The 23,448-nt window shown below is 46.7% G+C and carries 13 protein-coding genes; all 13 read right to left on the minus strand.

The genetic code is table 11. The features are described 5' to 3' along the window. Positions 1-250: 250 nt before the first annotated feature. A complete protein-coding gene (gene srtB / locus FMM72_RS00685) occupies positions 251-1,027 on the minus strand; it encodes a class B sortase (protein ID WP_162220257.1) in 777 nt (258 codons plus the stop codon). Further along, the gene (locus FMM72_RS00690; protein WP_162220258.1) at positions 1,024-6,843 is read right to left on the minus strand and encodes a SpaA isopeptide-forming pilin-related protein; all 5,820 of its coding nucleotides are present in this window, start codon (positions 6,841-6,843) and stop codon (positions 1,024-1,026) included. Before FMM72_RS00690 ends, srtB begins: the two co-directional genes overlap by 4 nt. Before the next feature lie 63 nt (positions 6,844-6,906). Further along, positions 6,907-9,150, minus strand: coding sequence for a leucine-rich repeat domain-containing protein (locus tag FMM72_RS00695; RefSeq protein ID WP_162220259.1), 2,244 nt, complete (start codon positions 9,148-9,150; stop codon positions 6,907-6,909). 114 nt (positions 9,151-9,264) lie between these two features. After that, positions 9,265-9,594, minus strand: a complete 330-nt coding sequence (locus FMM72_RS00700) for a leucine-rich repeat protein (RefSeq protein ID WP_162220260.1) — start codon at positions 9,592-9,594, stop codon at positions 9,265-9,267. Then, positions 9,591-10,223, minus strand: a complete 633-nt coding sequence (locus FMM72_RS00705; protein ID WP_162220261.1) for a hypothetical protein — start codon at positions 10,221-10,223, stop codon at positions 9,591-9,593. Before FMM72_RS00705 ends, FMM72_RS00700 begins: the two co-directional genes overlap by 4 nt. 50 nt (positions 10,224-10,273) lie before the next feature. Continuing rightward, positions 10,274-11,632 carry a S1 RNA-binding domain-containing protein gene (locus FMM72_RS00710; protein WP_162220262.1) on the minus strand — a complete coding sequence of 453 codons (1,359 nt, stop codon included), beginning with the start codon at positions 11,630-11,632 and terminating at the stop codon, positions 10,274-10,276. 18 nt (positions 11,633-11,650) lie between these two features. After that, on the minus strand, positions 11,651-13,861 hold the full coding sequence (locus tag FMM72_RS00715) for a VirD4-like conjugal transfer protein, CD1115 family (protein ID WP_162220263.1): 2,211 nt from the start codon (positions 13,859-13,861) through the stop codon (positions 11,651-11,653). A gap of 26 nt (positions 13,862-13,887) precedes the next feature. Further along, the gene (locus FMM72_RS00720; RefSeq protein ID WP_162220264.1) at positions 13,888-14,733 is read right to left on the minus strand and encodes a hypothetical protein; all 846 of its coding nucleotides are present in this window, start codon (positions 14,731-14,733) and stop codon (positions 13,888-13,890) included. Positions 14,734-14,784: 51 nt separating this feature from the next. After that, on the minus strand, positions 14,785-16,224 hold the full coding sequence (locus FMM72_RS00725; RefSeq protein WP_162220265.1) for a hypothetical protein: 1,440 nt from the start codon (positions 16,222-16,224) through the stop codon (positions 14,785-14,787). A 344-nt stretch (positions 16,225-16,568) separates the two neighbouring features. Beyond that, positions 16,569-17,348 carry a hypothetical protein gene (locus tag FMM72_RS00730; protein ID WP_162220266.1) on the minus strand — a complete coding sequence of 260 codons (780 nt, stop codon included), beginning with the start codon at positions 17,346-17,348 and terminating at the stop codon, positions 16,569-16,571. A 29-nt stretch (positions 17,349-17,377) separates the two neighbouring features. After that, positions 17,378-18,019: a DUF5697 family protein gene (locus FMM72_RS00735; RefSeq protein ID WP_162220267.1), complete on the minus strand. Its 642-nt coding sequence runs from the start codon at positions 18,017-18,019 to the stop codon at positions 17,378-17,380. A gap of 163 nt (positions 18,020-18,182) precedes the next feature. Further along, positions 18,183-21,431: a hypothetical protein gene (locus FMM72_RS00740; RefSeq protein ID WP_162220268.1), complete on the minus strand. Its 3,249-nt coding sequence runs from the start codon at positions 21,429-21,431 to the stop codon at positions 18,183-18,185. A gap of 14 nt (positions 21,432-21,445) precedes the next feature. Then, positions 21,446-23,416 carry a M23 family metallopeptidase gene (locus FMM72_RS00745; RefSeq protein ID WP_162220269.1) on the minus strand — a complete coding sequence of 657 codons (1,971 nt, stop codon included), beginning with the start codon at positions 23,414-23,416 and terminating at the stop codon, positions 21,446-21,448. Between the last annotated feature and the right edge of the window lie 32 nt (positions 23,417-23,448).

Below are 23,448 nucleotides of genomic sequence, written 5' to 3' on the forward strand. Positions count from 1 at the left end.
GCAGCACTCGCCTGAAGTCCGTACTCGGTCCGGGCTACACTATGTAGATTGAATAAGGACGAAAATAAAACGAACCCAATTTTGATAATATACTTTTTCTGAAACTAATAGCTTGCAAAATCCCCGTCTAAAACGAACCTATCAGATGCAGCCCCGACAAAATACGGACAAAATTAAAACACAGAGCCCCCTGGCGGATAATAAAATCCGCCAGGGTGTTTCTGTATTTTTAAGGCTGTCTGTTGCTATATCAACTGGTTTGATAACCGACAATAATAATTCGGCCGGCATTACCATAAAGTCGCTGGTCGCAAGTAGAAAGGGTTAAAAGATGTCCCGATGCAGAAACGCGAATCCCTGTCTGAATTGCCGACTGCGATTGAAGATTATGGACATATTCAATCCATGCTTCCATATTGCGAAAATCCTGCTTATAAAAATATGCAGAAACGCCGGGGGTGGTGATGTCAAATTGACAGACTGCAAAAATCTGATAATTTTGTTCTCCTTTTGGAGTCTCCAAGGTAATAGTCGAATGCTCTTCCAGATAGGTGGCATCTGTGTAACGAATCAAAGAAGAAAACATACTGTCCCCACCATCAAACATATTGTGCCCATGGATAATGCTGTTGCCATCCGAAAAGTCGGAAGTGTTTGAACAATCCAAGAAAAGCGTACCAGCGGCACTGCTGCTTCCTGAGAAGCTGTGATGGAGATAATAGCTGTTATTTTCAGCCTGGACTACAGGGTAGTCAATACCAGTCCCATCCACATACAGCCAGGCAACTATATCCGGATTCTGCTCTTTCAAAGCTGCAAAGTCAACCGGCCGATCTGTCTGGGATAGGCGGCCAGGGGATTCTCCCCCGGCCGTTTTCCCACTTATCAGAGTCATTACATGATTTTGGGACAGTTCTTGAAAAGCCTGTCTTCCAGCTTTCAGCCCGAAATTTTCCTGCCGAAAGGCTCTGTATCCCCAAAGCGAAAGGGAAATCAGAAGCAGAATGATTAACCCTCTTTTCATCATTCTTCATCCCGCTTGCGTTTGGCCAACACAATCACCAGAACGACTGCTCCTGTGCCCACGCTGCCCAAAACTGGACTATGCCAGAGATAGGTTACGCCGGCGCCGGTGTGAACAATAGGATAGTTGCGAACCTCATAAGGCTGCCCGTTCTGGTATCGGTCATCAACCTTGAATCGGATGATTTTGCCGGAAGCAATATACCCTTCTGGAGCCTCCAGCTCCTCAACCGTATACTCTCCCCAGTCAAGCTGAAGGAAGCTGCAAAAGCCTTCATCATCAGTAACAGCCGTTTCTATCAGCCGGCCCGTTTCATCGTAAAGGCCAAATTGGGCACCTGCCAGCGGTTTCCCGATTTCACCATCTACCTTTTGAATCGTGATTTTTACAGGGTCATTGGTAATTGTGGTGCCCTTGGCAGTCATATCGCTTTTGACTGTGAGAGGCAGCCATCTGCCAGAGCGAGCATAGCCCTCTGGTGCATAACGCTCCCAGATACGATACTCACCCGGATAAAGACCAGTGACATACCATTCTCCGCTTTCATCAGACCAGCCTTCCCAAACCAGTTCATTACGCTTGTCAAAAATCTCGATATAGCATTTCTCCAAATACTTATCACTGTTTTCTGAGTCAGCTTTTTTCATAATGATCGGGGGATTGAGAACTTCCAGCTTTCCCGCAGCCTCGTTATTGGCAAGGTCAATGTCTGGATAAAATTTGTGGCTCTTATCCTCCTGCTGCGCAGGGATCACTGCCGTAACTGTGCCAATCAGATGGGTTTTGACCGTATCAACCTGGATTTGCGTAACAACCTCAATACTCTCGCCAGGTTGGAGAAGAGTATCCAGTTTCATCTTACCATCCGTCATTGTGGAGTTTCCCGTTTTGTTTACAATGATAAACTCTTCGGAAGTAGCAAACTGAATTTCAGGATAAGCCGGCGCTGTCCCATGGTTGGTGATAGTCCACACAAAGTTGGCATGTTCGGCCAGGTGCAGCATATTGTCTCCTATCGGTTCATTCTCATAAAGAACCTCTTTGAGTTCAATGCCGAGGTCAATCCAGCGATAGACCGCTGTTACTGTGCTACCCTCCCGAACGCCAAAGGTCAAGGTCGGGTCAAACGCTCCACCATGCAGATAACCGGATGGGTCTTCTCCTGCCAAAGTTTCAATCTCAAAATGATCAAAGATGTATGGCCCCTGATCTGGGTGCGGGATCTCGGTGGTCCGGTTGCGGAAACCTTCCAGATATCCGGGGATAGCAGGGTCAAACACACTCGAAATATCATTTCCGTCCATATCCACATACTTCAGGTAAACAGTCGCTCTGTAATCATAACGCACATAGATGGTCGAATTATAGCCGGCCAACATGGTGGCTGTTTGGGCTTCTGTATCCAGCGACACCGATTCATTACCACCAGATTGGGTATCAGGATGGACTGCAAACATGGAGTTGTATTGATAATCCTCCAGTTCGGGAACCGGAATGGGAATGATATCGCCGCGATGTCCGGCATAGACGAAGGGAACATCTCCTGCTACAAGGGCGTCTATGTCGTTGTCCAGGTCATCAATATAGTGAACCTCAAAAGAGGCTCTGGCTCGATATACCAGCGTCACAGTGCTGGCATATTCTTTGTTTAAAACCAGCTCATGGGTTTCTGCATCCAGCATACCGGAGTGGATCTGTCCCTCTGGGGTAGTCAAGTACATCTGCTCAAAGGTATAGTCAGCGTGTTCAGGAGTTTTTACTGTCAAACTATCCCCCCGCAAACCACTGAGCAGGGTATCCTTGTCGGCTGGCATTAGGCCATCAATAGGAGCGCCCAGGTCATCCACATAGCGAATCTGGACGCTGGCCTTGGCATGGTATACCACGGTGACTGTACTGGCGTTTTCAAACCCCATTGTGAGCGATTTAGCTTCCGCGTCCAGAATGCCAGAAACGGTTTCTCCTTCAGGTGTGCTGATACTCATGCTTTCATAAACATAATCCGCCATGTCGGGGATTTGCACTGGAAATGCTTCCCCACGATAACCAGAAATCATAAACGGAGTCCCTTCTGGCATCAAACTGTCAATGGAGTTTCCCAATTCATCCACATACTTGACTGCGACATCTGCTTTGGCTTTATACCGTACAGTAATGGTGCTATCATCGCCAATCAGAACCTCCACCTTCATATGATCTTTGTTTTGCTCAGTAACTGCGCCTGAAGGGATATTGCTGGTAGATGTCAGTGTAACAGTATCCCAGTCATAATAGGGGTGCTTCGGCAGTTCAATCGTGTTAATATCGCCACGATAGCCGCCCGTTGTCAAAGTGGCGCCTTCAAAGGGGACCTCATTGCCCAGTTCGTCTTCATAACGGATAGCCACATCACCCTTGGCCCAATATTTCACCTGCACAACGGAGTTGTAGCCGGCTTTCATAGTGGCCTTATGGCTGTCAGAATCCAGCTCTGCCGATTCATTGGGGCCACTGGCAGTTTCAGGATGGAGAATCCCCATCGAACGGTACTCATAGTCCGAAATCTCTGGCAGGGGAATGGTAAAGGTATCGTCCCGATGACCAGAGTAACCAAAGGGTGTTCCCTGGGGCATTAAATGATTGATGTTGTTTCCCAAATCGTCCACATAGTCCACTGCGAAAGACGCTTTGGCACGATATACCACAGTGATGGTACTGGCATACTCTCTATTGAGCGCAACCCTTTGGGCGTTCGCGTCCAGAACACCAGAAAAAACTGCGCCTTCTGGAGTTGTCAGATACATTTGCTCGTAGGTATAGTCCTTCATAGCGGGTGTATTGACCGCATAGGTTTCCCCCCGCAGACCTGAAATCAGTGTCTGCGCACCGGATACCCCTGTTATGTCGATGGGATTGCCCCTATCATCTACATAGCGGACATTAACGCTGGCCTTGGGCTGATAGACTACATACAGGGTACTGGCATCTTCAAAGCCTAAAGTCAGGGTCTTGCTGCCAGTCTGGATGCTGCCAGAGGGAACCTGGCCGCTTTCAGTTTGTATATACATGGTTTGATACTGGTAATCCGGCACATCCGGCGTTGGAATCGTTTTGGCGTTCCCGCGATAGCCAGAAACCTGTGTCAGCTTACCCACCGGAAGCAGGTCATCAATCGGATTGCCCAGTTCATCCACATATTTTACATTGACCAGGGCCTTTGCGCGGTATTTGACTGTTACGGTGCTGGCGCCGCCCAGAGCCAACTTTACCCTGATACTGCTACTATTGCTGCTGGTAATGCTACCGGATGGCGTGCTGCCCTGGGTCGAGAGCGACGCCGAAACATAATCATACCATTCATGCGTGGGAACAGACACACTGCTGGTGTTTCCTCTGTAGCCATCTACACTGGTCTTTGCATTTTCAAAATAGATGGGATTGCCCAGTTCATCTTTGTAATCAAAGTTTACCCTGCCTCTGGCTCTGTATTTTAAGATGATTTTACCGCGCTCGCTGCTGTCCAGCGCAAAATACACCTTGCCGGATTCTTCCCGCAGCGCGGTGGATGTCGCCGTTTTGCTGAGCTTTGCATTGTTTGTCATGTATTCATACCAGGTAATGGCTGGCGGGGCGAACTCATAGGTTCGGTTGTCCATGCTGTAACAGCTGGTGGTAAATCCCGCTGGAGCAGGGAGGACATTTCCCAATTCATCCTGAAACTCAATGTCGATCTTCCGGTATGGAATGGTGACTGTTGCTGTGCCATACTTTTTGCACCCCGCCGTACACTGAACGGTGACGCTGACCGTAATGGGGGAAGTCAGCTTTCTAATAATCTGGCCGTTTTCATGGCTTTGGGAAATCAGCTTCGCATTGCGGCTGTGGAAACGCGCCCTGTCAGCATTGTGTGTTATCAAAACAGAACCATCACTGCGGGTTTCATAAGATACAGTAAGTCCAAAGTTGGAGTCTGTTGACGAACCAACCTCCGACTTGAAGGGCAGCAAGGTCTTATTTTTGGAAAGCTCAAAGCCGCCGAATACAATATCATCGGTTGCGGTGATGTTTACTGTGACTGGCAGCGTAACCTGCTGAAAGTTCAGGGTATACTGGCTGCCGCTTACCGAAAGTGTTCCCGAAATCCCATTTATGGTGAAATTCCGATTATTTGCTGTCAGGGTTTTTGTTTCATCCCCTACAGACAGCAGGATACCATTCAATTTGTTTTTATCCGCCAGGGCCCATTTGACCGTTGCGCTGCCGCTGTCATTTGTCACAATCGTGCCGCCTGTTTGCAGCAGCACGCGGGACGGATCATTGACAGCAACAGATACCGTTTGAGAAATATTTGGAGTAATCTCCGCATCCGCAATCAAATGGTTCAGGTGAATGTCATAAACCGGCCGCCCTGTGGGTCCTTGAGTAAGCTCCAGGCGGTAAGTCTGGCCGCCTACTACAAAGTCGCCGGGTGTCAAGCTGATAGTATTGCTCTCCTCTCCCACCTTTACAGTGAAAGAGTTAGGGATAACACCCTCTACAAACTGGAAGGAAAGAATAAAGTTGCTTCCGCCGGGGCCTTGTTGCTGTTCCTGGAATTTATCCACGACCAGCAGCTCCTCCCGCGTGTTCAGCTTTACTGTCACTGTTTCGGGAAGCGCAGACTCACCCAGAATTTCAAGTTCAGTATCCTTTTCAATTCCTGTAAGATGCAGGGTGTAAATGTCCCCCATCTGCTCCAAAATACAGGGCTGCTCCAGATAGGTAAATTCGCCCGGCTCGGTTACGACGATACTCCCATCTTCGTTAGTGATGCTAACTGCTGCGAGCTTGCCATCTGTTTTAATGGACCATGTGGCTGTCACAACGCCATTTTCAAATGTCAGCCCTGTATCCGGGTCTATTTCGATCCATTCGTTACCGCTGGCATGAACGCGCACCGGCGCTGGTGGATTTTCTGCTTCGCCATAAACAGAGATAGTGATGTCGGAACGGGCACCGTTGATCCGCAGCGTAAAGCGGGCGCCATCCTGTTCCAATGAACAGTCTTCTTCATCAAAAACAAAAGCGCCGGTTTCCGTCACAATGACTTCTCCAGCGCTTCCCTCAATTTTGACAGCAGCAAATATTCCTCCTTCTTTCACCTCCCAGGTGGCAATAATGTTGTTCCCGTCTATAACTTCAAGTGAATTTCCTTTTTCAATTTCAATCCACTCATTTCCTCCAATTTGAACCTGACACTGGCCTTCGTCCGGGTTGGAACCATCAGTGCCAGGCCCATTGTCGGAACTTGTTCCTGTTTCTTCTTCGGCGCTGCCCTCTGGAGTAGCTCCTTCATCTGGGGTTTGGGGTGGAATGTCGTCGCCATCCAACTCAGAATCATCGCTTGATCCAGGGGCGCTATTGTCCTCTGGGGTACTGCCGGAATCCAAATCGGCGTCTCCATCTGAATCAGGCTTGCTATCCGAGCCAGCATTTTCTTCCTGGCTTGGTGGTTCCTCTGGCAGCGGTTTGCCCTCTGGGATGTCTGGCTCTAATAGTTCTCCATCTCCTTCCGGTTTATCTGGATTGCTTTCGCCGCCGGTGTCCTCTGGCGTGCTTTCTGAAGCACCATCTGGGCTGCCTGTATCATTTGGCTGCAGCTCAGAATCTATTACCCCCTCAGAAGGAGGGGGGCTTAGACTTCCAGTATCAGCAGCAATATCATAAACGGCCTCACCGCCAGGGCTATCTGCCACTGCATACGCTATCCCTTCAAACTGGGAGAGCAGCATCACTGTCGCCAGCAGTGCAGGGCGGATCTTCACCTTCTTTCTGCTGTGGTCTTTTCTTTCTGCTTTCATCTTATATTCTCCTTTCTGGCTGACCTCCAGAGTAAGATGGCTCATGCTCTAATATCAGGTAAGCTAATTTCGCTCTTCAGCAGTCACAGTTATAGATCCATCTGTGCAGTTGATAGTTTTGATTTTGGAGCCAGATGCCCACTTCGGATGTTTTTCGATAGCTTCCCACTGCTCCATCGTTCCTTTAAAGCGAACAGAAGTTAAGTTAATAGAAGCTCTTAAAGAGTATGAACCCAAATATTCTATACTCTTTGGTAATTCAAGCATGCGCCCTTGAAAACCCGAGAGGCAACCATCTTCCAATCGTAAAACTCCTTCAGCAAATTCTACCCTAGTAAAATTGAATCCACTGTGGGGTAATGCGTTTCCGGGTATTACTTTAATGGAATCAAATATAAGATACGCTGCGATTTTTTCATTATTGTAAAAAAGTTTATTACCCAAACCGGTTATAAACTCTCCATTTACACACGATGGAATTTCTATTGGCGATTGGGAAATAGAAGTCCCTAAAAGAATACCATCTTTAACTTCCCAGTCTGATGTTTCGGAAATATATGGTCCACAGTATACAGGTGTTGATCCATCCGAACATACTGCAACGCACCCTAAATTAGCTTCAATCCAGTTCGCTGGCTTTGGTACCTTATTCCATTCTTCACATGTTCCGGTATAGTTAATTTGTTTGAGTACTGTTCCATCAAATGCCCCTATTCCAATCGTTTTAATGGAGTCAGGCATCGAGACGGTTGAAAGTTTATCGCACATATCAAAGGCTCCGTCTGAAATAAATTCCAACCCAGAAGGCAACTCAATGTTTTCCAAGGAAGTGCATCTATAGAAAGCATAGCGACCAATACGCAACACCGTATCTGGAAATGTAACCTTCTTTAAATTTGACTGTCCATAAAATGCACTATCTGAGATTCCTAAAACCTTAAAATCGCCAATTTGTTCTGGTATATTGATTTCAGACTTAAATTGAGTATTGGTAAATTTGGAAATGGTAAGACCATCTTTATACGATGTAAAAGTAAATCCCATAGCCTGAGCCTCCTCGACAGTTTGCACCAGACCATTAGATGGATTTACCACCTTGACGGTGATTACAATTTTGACCGTAATTGTCACACCGTTTACATCCACCTCTATGGTAAACTCATTGTCCCCGCTCTGGAGGGGTGTATCGGGAACAGCATCAGGAGTAATAGTCATATCAGTTGTGCTGCCATCAGGATTTACGATTGGAATGGTCACAGTAATATCCCCAGGGGAAAGAACATCGCCTCCCTCAAAATCCAGGGAAGAATCCACCTCTGCGGAGGGTTCCCGCTCGGTATCCAGCTCACTGACAGCTACATCAAACTCCACCGTCTGGCCGTTGGACAAGGTTCCGATAATGGTAGCGGTTCCTCGTGCATTACCTGTCACTTCGACGGATGCCTGGCCGGAGGCTGTGGGCTGGGCGCTGGCAATAGCGGCGCTGGCTACAGTATCGTCAGTAGACTCTACCGATTCCAGGACAACATCCTCGCCCTGGTTCGACCATTTGAACAGGGCATGATTTTTGGAGGTCGGCAACATCACCCCATTCTCCCAATCAACTTCAAATTTGCCCTCAGCTTCGGGTGGGTCAATTTCAGCCCCAGAATCGGGGTCGCTGCCATCCGTGGTGTCAGACCAGTTCAGTGTAAAGCCGATAGTAGCGATTTCCGTCTTGCTTTCTTCAGTATGTTTGGGCAGCCGCATCCGCATATTAAGCGGTAGTTCGCCATCCGCCGGAATATTCCAGTTGCCGACGCTCAGTTCAAACTCTCCGGTGGTATTGAGTTCGTCCCCGCGCAGCATAAGGCCAAATTCCTTTGTGTTTGTGGACTTCGAGGAGAAATCATCCGAGAAGTCAGCGATTTCCCAGTCGGCGCCGCTCACAACATCTATAGCCGTAACTTCGATTCCTTTGTCTTCCACATGGTTAATGATCACAGCGTCTTTGGGAACTGTGATATTGCCTTCCAGGTCCATGATGACCGGAAGTTCAACCGGCACCGTGGCAACCAAAACCGATGGGTCTGTATCCCCACCACCAGGGTTCTCGCCCTCGCCGCCGCCAGGATTTTCACCTTCACCGCCACCTGGGCCTTCGCTGCCGCTGTCTACAACTTCAAGGGTCAGCGACGAATATCCTGTAGCTTCCAAATCTCCTGTTATCTCATTGCTTTCGGCTGCAAAAGCAGTGACAGGGGATGCTGTTGCAGTAATGAGAGCCAAAGTAAGAGCCAGCAAACGGATTCTATTTTCTTTATTCATTTTTATCCTCCATTTATTGTTATATGGTGCTAATTTCGTTAAGCTCAGAGCTTAACTTGTCTTCCTATATGGGTTCAGTTTTTACTTCACATCCTCCTTTCAAATTATCTCTATTTAGTCCTCAATGGTCTTTGTTCCGTTTGTGCATACAAGAACAATATCGGTGTCACTCGATACCCATGGAGAGCATTTTTCTATTGCCTCCCATTCTTCAAGAGTTCCCCAGAATATGATCTTTTCAAGCCGAGGATTGTCACAAAAAGCCTGCAAGCCAATTTGAGTAATACCCTTATGTAAAACAACCGCTTCCAGGGCAAAGTCTCCCGCAAATGCAAGTTCTGGGATTTCTGTAATGGAATCAGGAATAACAACTTCACGCATTGCCATTGTTGTAATAAGTGACAGCATGAACGCTAGCAAACGGATTCTGTTTTCCTTGTTCATTCATTTTGTCCCCCATTTATGGTTACATTGACACCAATTCTGTTAAGCTCGGCGCCTAATTCGTCCAAAACACAAAAGTATGCGTTGCAATCATGTACGCCTGGGCCAATATCAGCCATTAGCTTATCGCGTTCGATTTTATATCCTGGCTGAATAATCTCAGATTGGTAAATTACCTTACCATCATGTTCGATCAGGACATAGCAAGGGTAATGGTTTGCTTCACTGTTTTGGATTAGCAGCGAAGCATACCCATCCTTATCCAGCGAAACCTCTGTGTTCATAAACACCTGGAACATTCCACGCTCCACCGCATCGTTGACCATCTGCATAGCAGTGGTCTTATCCGGCAGGTCGATAACGCCATATTCTACCACTTCCTTGGATATGCCGCAGGAACGCAGCAAAAGAAGAATAATAATCACGATAGCAAATATTACGACTATCGCTTTTTCATCCTTTGATAATATGCGCTCCTTTTCCTTTTGCCCCTCTCTCTCGTTCGAAAAATCTTGTTTCTCCATCAAAACATCTCCTTTCTCTACACAGCTGCTATTGCTTTTCTCCTCCATCAATAGCGGGGGAGAGCGAATGGAGAACACCCCCATTATCTTTTTTGCTTTTATCATCGTTTCAAACTCCTTTCTGGCTTTTGAAGTTTAGGATAGGATGCTCAGGCTTATCTGGCGCTGTAATTGATATTCCGAATGATTTTGCCCTGTACAATGGGATTGCCGTTACGCCGGTTCGGTACAACCTTCACTACCCGCAGCGAAACATGATCTCCAATGTTAGGGATTCTGCGACCCATTAGGCCATTGGTGATGTAGACAAAGGCTTGCAGACCATTACTCAGGTTGAGGAAAATAACATCCCTGGAACGGGAAGTGACGCGGCCGCGGCAAATATCTCCTTCCTTCATGGTTGCTGCTGCATTCTGGAGCCGTTCTTTTTCCTGTTTGTCGTTGCGCATGGAAATGAACATCTTTGTTACATCGCCGTTTTCGTCCCTTTCCAGATCTGTAATGTAGAGCGACAGGCACATACCATTCGTCAGCACATCATTAGCGTCTGCAATATACTCAGAGCGGATATCCGCCACCCGCAGGCGGCATCTCATACCATAGACATCCACAAAGGCGAACGAAGGGTGAACCGACAATACATAGCCCCGCACCTTCCGACCGGCGTAAATGGTGAAATTGCCCTCTCTATCCTTGGCATTGAGAATATCTCTGCGGCGGATCTCATTCGCCATCTGCCGGCTGCCGCCGGCAATCCGGTTATCCTTGTCAATATCGGTGATGATATACTCGATGTGGGCGCCAACCATATTACTGATTGTGGTTGCAAGCCTGGCGGCGTGTTCAGCAGCAGTTTCATCCGCTCTGTCTTCAACAGTAATGTCCATCCGGGAGAAGGGAATCAGCACTCGCACATCTTCATACATAACCTCCACCCAGCCTTCTCTGCCGTTCCGACTGGCTTTGACTTCTTCGATATAGCCACCGACAATCTCTCGTGTGCTTCTCTTTCGAGCCATATCAGCCAGTGTTTCATCAAAGCTCCCATTTCCATCCATGATGGGGCGCCCAAATTCATCCAGCGGAGCTTCCAGGCGCTTTTTCCGCACCCGTTCCCGGCGTCTGGCCGCGTTCCTCCTCTGGCGCTCGGTTTCACTGATTGTAGCCACTCTCACATCTTGCCCATCAGCCTCCAGTTCCAACTCTGCGCAGACTTCATCATCATTGGATTCGGGAAGGGAAATTTCAAAAGTATTGTCAGGTGCCAGGGGGATTTCGGCCGCAAGGTCTGTGGCCGCTTCATCAGAAACACTGTCCTGTTCCACTTCGGTAATTTCCATTACTTCATCATCTACAGCGAAAACACTGTCCATTTCACCGGCAACTGTCCCCAGTTCATCCATGCTGTCCACTCTGTTCTCATTGTCCATCTCTGTGTCCTCCTTTGTTTCTTCAAACGGCACTGTGTTGATAACTTTCTCTGTCTGTTCAATGTCAGTCTTTCGTTTTGCCATGATAAATTCCTCCTGTTGTTATATTGACGGGGGGATTTTGCTCCCCTTTGTCATTTGAACTTTAGCTTCCATCGTGTCCTCATTCGGATTTGGCGGGGGCATAGGCGGCCTTTTGAGTGCGGGGATAGCCGACTGCACCCTTGTGTGTAGGCGCTCTGTTTCGCCCTGTTTAGGGGGTTGTGGGGGGCATGATGTTTCTTGTTCTTGAGCAGAGCGCATTTCCTGAACTCGCTGTCGCATAAAATCGGACATGCTTTCCTGCTCCACATTGTCCTTTTGTTGAAAACCTTGAGGTTCTTTTGCCGGAAGTGAAAAAGGAGCCTGTTCCAAAGGCTCCTCTTTCTGCAGCGGCTGTTTCGCTGTAATGTCTTCCTCCGTTTTCTGGCTGTTCTGGATGGGCACAGGGGTGTTCTCTGGTTCTGTTTTCGGATAGTCGAACCAAAATGGAGCATGGGGATCAAAGTCTGCCATTGCGAAGACTTCCCACTCCTTCGAGTCAGGGTCCCGTGTATAGTCAAATTTCTCGCACTCCAATATTGGCTGGTCCCGCATGACAATCAACTCCGCATAGGGATTGTCCTTAGCCATCGTCTGAATTTCGTTCAGCGTCATAACCATGCGCCGCCCAGCGCCGGAGGATTCCCGTTGATCAAGAGTAAAGTGCAAAGGGTCAAGTTTATTGTGGTTTTCCATTTTGGTATCCACCAAGACAGTGGTTTCACCAGAGCGTTCACTAAAAAACTCTGCTGTCAACGGATCTCCTCCGCCCAAAAACACAAAGTAATCGCAGTTATTGAGAATCCGGTAATGCCCTGGTTCCGGATACCGCTCGGTTAAATCGGGAATGCTCTGGAAAGCAATGCAGATATTCACATCCCTGGAACGAACCGTTGCAATCTTTTTGGGGAAGTCTGGAATCTCTCCGATGTTCGGAAATTCGTCAAGAATGATATTAACCGGAATATCGCATTTGCCGGCTACTGTCTTGGTGTCTGCGTACTTTACTAAACGGATAAAGAGCAGCGTAAAAAACAGACAGGCGATAAAGTCATAGGTCGAATGTTGATCCGGCGTAATGACAAAATAAGCACATTTCTTTTTGGCTGGGAGCTCCAAATCAATTTCGTCACTGCCAGCTATCCGCTGCATGGGCGTATCTTTGAAGATATCCAGCCGAGACAGCAATCCATACTGAATGTTGGGGCCGTTTTTTTCACCGGCTTTCAGAAAGATAGAAAAAGCGCTGGTAGCACCGTTCATTGGCATTCTCTTATCCAAATCAGAAAAGGCAGCTTTTAGTTGGTCAATGGTGTTATCCATTAGAAATTTGTAAGCCCAGGGGAAGGACAGGGGACCCGTTCCCAATTTCCAGATATAGTATTGATAGAGCATAATTGCTTTGAGTAGCCCCTTCTCGCCCTTGTCCCAAAAGTCATCCTTGGAATGTCCAGCAGCTGTACCGCCGGTATTTTCAATCATTACATGAGCCATCTGGCTAACAATCTCTGATTCCTCCCCATCTTCACAGTATCGCAGGGCGTCCATCATAAAGTTCCAGCCATGAGATTTGCTCAGGGAAGCCAGATTCAAAGCACGCACAGTATAGCCATTCTTACGCAGCCATATGGCACTTTCTCTAAACAGTTCACCCTTCGGATCTGTCACAACCATGCTCTCTCCGCGGCGTTTACTGCCAATGATCTTATTGCGAATGATGGCTCTGGATTTCATAGAACCAGATGCCCCGATGACAGCCATGTGCTTATTGTGGCGTGAATCCTTTGGCCGGCTCAGAACCACTTTATCCTTTATCCCGATTATGTCGCCCTCTGCCTCCCTACATCGTTTCTCAGGGACGCAGTTAAAATATTGGTGCATTCTCGCGCTGTCCATCAGCTCAGCGGTGCCATAGGTATCCTTGTCTGAAAACCAAAAATTTCGCTTTTCGTCATGGGACATTCCGAAGTATTGCAGACCTCGCATTTTGAAAAGCGCCCAAACCAACAGGGGAATCAAAATCAACAAAGACATCATTGCTCTTCCTGAGCGTGAAAAAAGGGTGGGTATCGCCACAAAGGGATTTAGTTTAAATCCCTTGTAGCTCTTATCCACCCCTGTAGCCAAAACGCCCAGTAAATATACCAACAATGGAAGGCCGACAGTGAACCAGCGTCTGTGATTTTGGTAGGCTGTTTTAATAGCCCTTATCCACTCCTGGATTTTATCCAAATTGTTCTCTCCTTTCTTTGACATTTTCAAAGCAGTGACAGATACCGTTCTGGTATCAGCGTTGTACCGTAATATAGCTTTTCTATACGGAACCGCTCTGTAATGGCGTCATCCCTGTTTTTAAAGAATTTGTTTACAACAAATTCTCCTCTGCCTTTGTGCCAGAATCGTACATTCCAACGATGTACCGATTTATCCCAGTACACCCCTTCGATTTTGGGAGGGTGGCTTGCTATGTAGGAACGCCGCATTTGTTCCAATTCCAAATACATCAACTCGCTATATTGGTCAATTACACTTTGCCCATAATATTTCCGTTCTGCATCGCGCCGGAGTTTCAATGCCTCCTTGGTATCTGCTGTGTATTTTCGCAGCACACAGACATTACGATCAAAGAATGTCACAAACCATCTATAGCGGGGTCCCAACCATTGGATACCATCAACGGTAGTAGTCCAGCATGTGGGAGTTTCGGACGGATAGACAGTAATAGCAGCCGCATCTTTTGCGGGAAGTGGTGTCCTGCAGCCGCAATCAGTCAAACGGCCACTCACCAAAAGGTTTAATGGCGATACCAATGTATTACCGCAGCTACACTTGCTTTTTGCCAATAAAAAAATCCCCTTTGCGGGGGACTTCTCCAAAAATATTTCCTGTGTAATCAGTAATCCAAATTGTCGTTGTAAAAAGTCATTCCCTTTCCGCAGAATTTCTCCAATACTCTCTTTACCTATTAAATCGTTGTATTTTTGAATATCTGCTTCAATGTTACGAAAACAAACTCCGTTCTGGTCGGAAGAAAGCCCCCAAGAAGTAATGGGTTTTAACCGCCCGACCACTTCCTCCTCGCGAAGTGCATTTTTACCTCTCATGTAATCACCTCTTATTTTCCATTTTGCGCGTCAGGAAAGAAAAGTGGCATGTTATAGCCGATATGGCACCTCCTCTGTGTAATGTAAAATTTCAACATATCTCTCCAACTCTTCTTGTGGGATAAAGATAATGTTCAGTTTTTCGGCATCTTCTGGATGTATCTCTTTTAAGAGACTTTTCCAAAACGGCTCCTGCCATTCCATCGTCAAAATGGTAAATGGCTTTTCAGAAAGGGGAAGTTCCCCCATAATCCAGCGCACTGTGTCCAGATGCAGCGCTGCCAGTGTTACCAGCGTACTCCCGTCCTCCAACTCTCCGTCCACTGTCATTTCTCCTATGTATTCCCTTATAATGGCCGAGGCGTTCTTAGTCTTGCAAAGGCTTCGCCAATATTCCTTCCCAAATTCTTTTAGATACATGGGCCAGTGTGGAAATACCATTAGAGCATATAGCGGGATGGCTTCTTGAATAACAGGCAGGTAATAAGTGTCAGGGATGATGCGCAAGTTGTAATTTTTACTCAATTCTTTTTCATCCCGACCCCTTCCATACCCGATTTCGCTTTGAATGGTTTGGAGAATGACACTTACCGCCGCCTGGTGGGTTTCATCGCCAAACAGAATAGCGCCTCGTATTTTCGGCTCGATAGATTCTTCAACAGGGTTCCCATGTCCATCATCGCGAACAAGGGTAAGACTTCGCTTATAAACCATTCCGGCCCAGGAATTGATATAGGAGCGCATGGTTTCTTCCCCATTTTTTCGCAATTTAATAGCGGTTCGCTCTGTGTTGTAAATCCGATATGGACCATTTCCAGAGAAAAACACACCACTCAAGCGCGAATATCTGGTTTTGTCGGCCTCTTCCTGATTTACTCCCGAATACTCCGCTTCCATCCTTGCCAATGCCTGTAATTCTGGCAAAAGGTAAACACATCCTATCGGTGTTTCTCGAAAGGGGTATGTTTTTGTGTCACGAAATTCTTGCCCGTAGTGATGGCGTATATTGCTTTCATAATAGCGGAAGGTTCCCAAATTGAATATGGAGTTTTCAACACCAACAAAACACCCCGAAGCACCGGTAGCTGGTAAAGCTGAAAAAGCTGGCCTGTCGGCCGCAAGATCAGGGAAATTACTCAATGATGAAAGAGGCGGTTTTGTTTGGGGATGGATGGAGAATCCCGCCTGCTCTGTCATGGCTCTTGTTTCCGACAGCAGCGATAACCGGTATACCTTTCGTTCGTCATATTCGTTAGGTGTGAGAATCAGGTCGGTAATCTCACGGTAGCGTTTTGGATTGTATGCCCCCAGATATTCCCGTCCTTTCTTTGTTAGGGCATAACGCAATCCAAAAATATAGGAGGGGAGTATTTCTCTATACTCCTGCAACTCTTCATCCTCGGATCGCGCTTTTCTTTTCTGTCCTTTTCCAAATCGTTCTCGTTTTTTGGTGTTTAAGTTCATGCAAGTAATATAGCCATCATCCTGCATTTTTCGCAGAACCTCATTTCTCCAATTTGCATTGTTCAACCAGAGTTTAAATGCCCTCTTACTTACCCACCGGCTTTCCCCAGCCAGTCTTAGGAAAGCTGAAAAAGCTGAGGAATCAATACTTTTTTTGCCGCCATTTCGTTTTATAAAATCACCTCCTTTGTATTATGACAGTTCGTACCTCCTGGGATGTTGAAAATCCTGAAAAAGCCGATGAACACTAAATTTTCCTTGTAATTTTGCCAGTGTTTCCAGTTTTGAAAACAACGCTCGAAAAACGGGTAAAATAACGCACATTTTCTTATTTACCCACTGGTAAAACAACGCACTTTTTAGATGCTTTTTCAAGGGGAACCGATTTGTCTTTTACATTGGCTGTCCGTATACAGAGAAAGGTCCAAAGCATTTACCACTTCAAGCATCCGTTTTACTTCGGTAATGACTATTTCTGTGAAGGAACGGTCATCGGGGACTGCCATTTGAGTATTGATGAAGGTGGCTGCACTATCATTGAAAATCTGTGTGGAGTGCAGCGCGTTGAGAACACAGGAATATTCCTGATTGTCATAGTCCCGATAAAGACTTCTGGCGCGGGCCTCCTCTCCGTAGTGATGGATAAAGAGAACAAAAGCTGGGGAAATCTTTAGCTTTCCACCCCCTCTATGTTGATACTCCTGCTCGAATTTCTCCAGAGCACACCGGATCTTGTCCGGCAAATAAACGCTCCATTTTCCTTTGAAGGGAAGCAGTTCTGGCATAACCAGCCGCAAAGTGTTTGTAAGCGCATCGTGCGAAATTTGAATGTCTTGGGATATGTCCGCCTTTTGGGGAAAAGTGACGCCTGTGCGGGCATAATTAGCTGCAGTTGTTCCATACATGGAATCCAGTATTGTTCTGCGGCGCATACAGTAAAGCTCTCCTGCATCGGATAGTTCTGTCAGTCGTTGCTCCAGTTCTTCCAAATTATCTGTGCAGCGGTAGATTTCCCAACACAATTTTGTCAGCTTTTCCTCATAGACAATCGAATGCTGAAGAAGAGCCTCCAGATGGGGAGACAGCCGATGCGGTGAAAGTTTTTGGAGGTTGCAGAGCGTTTCAGATAGGATTGTTTTGTCATTGGCCATAAGGGTTCCTCCTTATTTTTACATAATCCCTATTCTTCCATTGCGTAGATTTCATCCGCAGTATAGAAGGTGCATGTGTTTTGTTCATCCAGGGTTACAAAATAGGAGATCAATTTGGAATGAATCTGCCTGGCTGCCTGAATGTCATCTAAAACAACAATGTAACGGGTGGCTGAGAGAATAGCTTTGTCATCCTTTTCCACGATAGATGAAAAATAAGCAGCGTCTGCACGATAAAGCAGTTCCGTTCTTGCTGCTCTCAGCTGATTATTGAAATATGCTTCATTACCCGCAGCGCAATAGGCAATCTCGTAAGAACGATCCTCCAGCATCATGCAGATTTGAGAGGGAGAAAACGAAGAAGCAATGGGAAAGTGGTGCTCCACTTTTTCCAGGAAGTAAAGTAATACCCAAAGGCATTTATCCATCGCAAAGAATTGGGATTGGGCAGGTTCCATATACTGACAGGAATAATACCCATCCGTTCCTTTGTCATAGTAGGTTTTTGTCCCATGGATGCGTAAGGTGTTGAGGTAGCTCCGGGCCTTTTTGGGCGGGAAATGAACATTTTCAAAAAAGCGGTGGAGCTGTTCTTTTCTTACAAATCCATATTCGCAGATAAAATCCTCCAAATACTGATAAGTAGGGGGCTGTTTGATCAGTCCAATCACAGTATCACCTCCTTTGAAATTTTCTTGTTTTGTGTCCATTTACAATGCTTTGTGTTCGCAAGTGTTTGTGTGTGGACATATTCAATATTTTGTGGACATAACAGCATTTGAGTGAACATAAAAAGTGCCCCAACCGGAAAATGGCGGGGCACCTGATAAGGGGTCACAATTTGACTTTTTTATGACCGACAGGGATACGCTGCGGGCGTTCTCTGCGGACTGCCGATAACTGTTCTCCTGGGGTAAGGGCTTCTTTTTCTGGAACCTTTTTTTCTTGTAGCTTTTCCGTAAAGATAGATGTGAGATCTGCTGCAGAAGTTGTCAGCAAATCATGCTCCATCTTACTTGCGACAATTTTAACAGCGACGCTGTTGCCGCTGCCAACGATAAGTGCCTGGCCTCTTTCCAGTCCTTGAATAATATCAATTTCTCGCTGTTCCAGGTCAAGATTCTCCTGGATCAGTTTGAGTGCAACTGGTTCTACCTTCATAATCATTCCAAGGGTACAGGCATTGAGAATCGCCTTCCCATAAGCACCACCATCCAGGGCAAAAAAGTCCTCCAGCTCCTGGGTACATGCTACTGCCCCACCTCCAAATGCACGGATTGTTTTAAATATTTCCAGCACAAATTGTGCCGCGACGGGAGGAGCGCCCTTTCCCATAAGGTTCCAAATCTCGTCAATAAAAAGTCGCTTGTTTTTTGTGCGGTCCTCCTTAATCTTATCCCATATAAAATTTAACGCAATATACATCCCGATTGGCAGCATTTTTTTGTTCTTGCTCAAAGGCGTCAGGTCAATCACAATATAAGGATTATCAAGGGACACATTGGTTTGCTCTGAAAAATTCTTGGCAGAGCCGGTGACATATTTGCTCATAATGTTGCGAATACGATTCATTTGAGAATCATTTTCCATCTGTAAGAACAAATCTTTTAGTGTCGGCATCTGACGATACTCCCCAGGGTTAAGCGGATCGTACAAGGAATCGTTATCGTCTGTGATACCAAACTTCCGATAGGTTTCAACAATATGGCCATTGAGCAGCTGCTCTTCCTCATTGGTGATGTCAGGCGCCATGATCTCAAACAGGGTTTCCAGGGAGGATATTTTCTCCGCAAGGATACTTTCTTCAAAATCAATACCATCCAGCAAACGATTCAGCAGAACAGCTTCTTCATCCCGTTTGCGGATCTCCATAATGTTGATACAGTGCGGGGAGCCTGGTCCCATTCGGATATACTGTCCACCAATAGCCTCACAGCTTCTTTGGAACTCATGCCCCTTGATTGGCGCTATAACGAACACTTGTTTTCCAGATTCCCTTGTGCGCAGTGCCTGTGTACCCAGGTTGTAGGTCTTGCCAGCGCCTGTGGAACCCAGTATATACATATTGGCACTTTTATATTTTGCTGTATCGAACAAATCTGGCATAACAAGGGAGCCATTGGTCACATTGGTGCCAAACAGAATACCATTATCGTCCATAAGTTCATAGCTGGCAAAGGGATACAGGGCAGCAGCGCCAGAGGTTAGCATATTACGGTGGCCCAGAGCGAAGATGGAATCAGGAACCTTGCACAAGGGCAGCGTGCCGAGGAAAGCATCCTCCTGGTGGTAATTAGCTGGAATACATCGCATATCCATATCCTCAAACATCGCGGTAATTTGAGCCATACGGCTGAACAGCGTCTCTTCATCCATAGCAATTACAGTGATAATCGTGGTGATGTAAAAGAAGTCCTCACCATTAGCTAAACCATCCTTGATATACTGAGCCGATTGAGCTTTACTGCGTAGAGCGTCAAAGGAATCTGTATTGGTGTTCTTATCGTGCATTTGAGCAGCGGACAGATTGATTTGCCGCCGGGCAGCCGAACGAACTTTGTCCCTCTCCCTTCGAGAGAAGAAAATATCCACATCAATACCACCACCAGCATTGATAGCGTTGAACAACCAGGAACCCCACACATTAGAACGGTAGCCGGAGGACGGGATATACATATACCCATAATAAACCCCATCAATCACTACATACTGACTACTGGTTAGATCGATATTGATAGGGGATAAGAAATCCACTGCTTGTACCCCCCTGTTTGGATAAGCTGCTGCTTGGGCATAGGCATATTCTACTTTATCATAGTAGTTCATACCATAAGCGTTGAAACGCTCCAACTGAGAGAAGAAGATGTTATAGATAAAATCTACTTCATCCTGTTCATTCTCAAATTCATAGACCATATTGTTACAACGCTTCAGCTGCTGTTTTGCTCGTGTCACTGCATTCTCCAGAATCCGCTTACGGTCCTTGTCGGTGGTGTTTCGAGTGGACTGACTCTCGTCATATTCAAGAACCAGGAAAAACTGCCGTGACACTGCATTTTGTGTAGCGTTGGAACGAAGGGTATTGATGTAGTCCTTCATCATTGTGATGCACTTTTCATCGGTTTCATTGTGGATGCGCTCCTGCATTTTTTCAATGAATCCCTCCACATCAGCACTTTTAGCCATCGTTTTGATTTGAATATTAACAGGGCAACTCCGAATCAGGAGCGCAAACTGGTCAACGGTAAAGTTCTGTTGTTCGGCAGATAACATCGGAAAATTGATAGGAGCCACTGCAAGGATTCGGATAAATCGTCCGCCCTTTGTCACAATGCATCGGTCCTCTATGCGGTCAATAGGTAAATATTCTTGGACAGAGATATTGCGCTGGATGCCATCATCCCCGTTGGGTGCAGAGGGCATTTCCAGGACATATTTTTCCCGATACTCCGTATAGATTGCCTTAATTTGCTTTTTGCTGAGTTTCTCTCCCTCCTCCCTACGCCGCTGGATCTCCTTCTCTGCAAGGCTATCCGCATGTTCTGTTTCCTTCTTCCGCTTCGCCTCCTGTTCTTTCTTGACTTGGGCAGCATCTTCTGCTTCCGCTTTTTTTAATTCAGCCTGGTTAGAGCGAAGTTCTTTCTTTCTCTCCTTCAGCTGTGTCTTTAGTTCTTTGAGCTGCCCTTTATCCTTGGTATTGTGGATCTGCTCCTGAAGGTCGGATATTTGATTTTCCAACTCGAAAAAGGGGCTGCGCCTCTGCACAGCCTCTTCATCATCCTCAATGGTATATTCCAAAACGAGCCGATTTTTTCGGAAATTGAGGTAGGTTTTTACAAATTGGGTCAAAGACTCCCCGTTATATCCAATCAGCGCAAACGCTGCTGGAGGAATGGTCAAAATCATCATCAAAATGATTTTAATACTAAGATCACTAAAATTGGCAAAATGCCAGAACAATCCGCCAGGTATCACTGCCAGAACCACTGCCTCTACCCAGTTTCGAGCAGCGATACCAAATGCAGAAGGGCCATCAAAAACATTCGCCGGTATGTAATAAGCCCGGCTTCTGTTCTCTTCCATAAAGTTCTCCTTTCTTATGGTCTGAGATAATCGAGAAAATCAAAAAACTCAACTGGGTTGCGTACATTATCGCCAACATGCAGTTGGAAGTGAAGGTGCGGTCCTGTGGAAAGCCCAGTTGAACCAACATATCCAACCGTATCTCCGGCATTGATTCTCTCCCCCGCTCGATAGGAGCCAAAGGCGGCCATGTGCGCATACATGGTTGAAACTGGTTGGCCATTTTGTTCGCCATGATAGACCACAATATAATTTCCAAAACCATTCGGCATTTGAGCGATGAACAACACTACACCATCTGCAGCAGCAAGGATTTCTGTTCCCGTAGGGGCTGCAAAGTCAATTCCTGTATGCCAGGAATCGGCTGCAAAATCTCGTGGGCCATACGCGCTAGACAGATTGGGCTGGCTATATCCCTTTAGGGGGAATATGTGAGTATCATCAGAATCATAAGCCATGCCCTCTATTTTCTCTGACAGGCTGGCAAGAGCGTTATTGATGTTTACGCCAACCGAACCGCCCTGGACAGCATCTGTGTGATAACCACCTTCCACGAACCAGCCAAAATAAGTGTCGCTGGCCGAGCCGAAAAGCTCCGCAAGGTAATTTGCGACTTCGGCGGCACGGTCAATTTGGTCCTGGTCAAGATTCAGTTTGTTTGCGTAAAAACCAACTCCCTTGTCCTTGAGGTCGTATGTATAGGTTATTTCAATATGAACCGTCACAAACACCTCGTAGTCATCCTCTCCAATGGGGATAGTTTCGACGGTTGTTGTGTATCCACCATAACTAATGCTGTATAGGTCGTATTGGATAAAGTCGTTCCAGATACCTTCCCACTTTCGTCCTACCCAGTCAGTAAATTGGCTGTAATGGCCGCCAGTTATAAGGTCTGCGATTCCATCAAACAGGGAAGTGAACCAATTCTTTTTCTGCATGTCGATGATGCTGAGTACCAGGTTGATGTTGGAAGACGCCGCTTTAAGGTAGGTTTCATAGCTATGTAAAAACTCCACATCATGGCTGAAATCATAACCATCATATTCTCTCATAAGGTTGCGGACGGTTTCCTGATCCTCTGCATTCATGGAAACATGCGGATACGCAGCAGGGGAACCAAACAGAAGGCTGGTATCGCCTCTATTTGCTGCTGTTCCTGCAATCTGAAACAGTTCCCAGGCGTTACCTCTGGCCTTGTTCATAGCACTGGTGATGTCCTTTCCATATTCCTGTTCAATGTGGGTATAGTAGGTATTGTAAGAATCCTCTAACAGTTCACGGTCACTGACTGCCCTGCTGTTGTCATACAGAAAGGATGGCTGCATCATAAACGCAGTTAAAAACACTGCAATCACAGCCACGGTCATAAATATGAATTTGAGAATTGGAACTGCCAAGGCGCCTATAAGAGCACCTGCTGCAGTTCCCAAAGGACCAGCAGCAGAACCAGCTGTCCCTCCAATAGCGGCGCCGCTTGCTGCACCCCCAGCGGCAGCTGTACCCCCAGCAGCCGCGCCTCCTGCGCTTGCACCAGCTTCAGCGGTGCCTGCGCCAGCGGACTCAGCTGCTCCAGCCGTATTTTCAGCAGAAGGAAAGGGGGGCCGGACACCAGAAGAATTATTTTTTTCAGAATGTCCATTTATTGAAGATGTTTTCGGTTGTCCCTCTACAGAATCTTCTGGGCCTGACTTTCCCTTATCGGCTCCAAATTGCCCACTCAAGGGGTCTTTCGCCCTTTCTCCAGGGAACTTCTCTCCCTGATTAGAAGGGGCTTCTGTGGCTTTTAAAGCGCCATCAGAAGGAACCGCACCACTGAAATTTTCCGGATTACCAGAATCGGTGTTGAGGGGGAGCGTGGACTCTTTGCCTGGTAAACCTCCACTGCGGCGGGAAGGAAGTCCCTGAACGGCCTGGCCAACCGCATTAGATGCCCTATCAAGGCCGTTTTCCATGTCGTCAGATACGCTCCGCCGCTGATCGTCCATTGTCATCATCACCTTTCTAATTTCAAAATAAA

The organism is Anaerotruncus colihominis (assembly GCF_010206195.1).
Lineage (GTDB): Bacteria > Bacillota > Clostridia > Oscillospirales > Ruminococcaceae > Anaerotruncus > Anaerotruncus colihominis_A.

Excerpts from the sequence above, each read along its gene's own strand:
- srtB (WP_162220257.1), bottom strand. The coding sequence starts at position 1,027 with ATGATGAAAAGAGGGTTAATCATTCTGCTTCTGATTTCCCTTTCGCTT.
- FMM72_RS00690 (WP_162220258.1), bottom strand. The coding sequence starts at position 6,843 with ATGAAAGCAGAAAGAAAAGACCACAGCAGAAAGAAGGTGAAGATCCGC.
- FMM72_RS00695 (WP_162220259.1), bottom strand. The coding sequence starts at position 9,150 with ATGAATAAAGAAAATAGAATCCGTTTGCTGGCTCTTACTTTGGCTCTC.
- FMM72_RS00700 (WP_162220260.1), bottom strand. The coding sequence starts at position 9,594 with ATGAACAAGGAAAACAGAATCCGTTTGCTAGCGTTCATGCTGTCACTT.
- FMM72_RS00705 (WP_162220261.1), bottom strand. The coding sequence starts at position 10,223 with ATGATAAAAGCAAAAAAGATAATGGGGGTGTTCTCCATTCGCTCTCCC.
- FMM72_RS00710 (WP_162220262.1), bottom strand. The coding sequence starts at position 11,632 with ATGGCAAAACGAAAGACTGACATTGAACAGACAGAGAAAGTTATCAAC.
- FMM72_RS00720 (WP_162220264.1), bottom strand. The coding sequence starts at position 14,733 with ATGAGAGGTAAAAATGCACTTCGCGAGGAGGAAGTGGTCGGGCGGTTA.
- FMM72_RS00725 (WP_162220265.1), bottom strand. The coding sequence starts at position 16,224 with ATGCAGGATGATGGCTATATTACTTGCATGAACTTAAACACCAAAAAA.
- FMM72_RS00730 (WP_162220266.1), bottom strand. The coding sequence starts at position 17,348 with ATGGCCAATGACAAAACAATCCTATCTGAAACGCTCTGCAACCTCCAA.
- FMM72_RS00740 (WP_162220268.1), bottom strand. The coding sequence starts at position 21,431 with ATGGAAGAGAACAGAAGCCGGGCTTATTACATACCGGCGAATGTTTTT.
- FMM72_RS00745 (WP_162220269.1), bottom strand. The coding sequence starts at position 23,416 with ATGGACGATCAGCGGCGGAGCGTATCTGACGACATGGAAAACGGCCTT.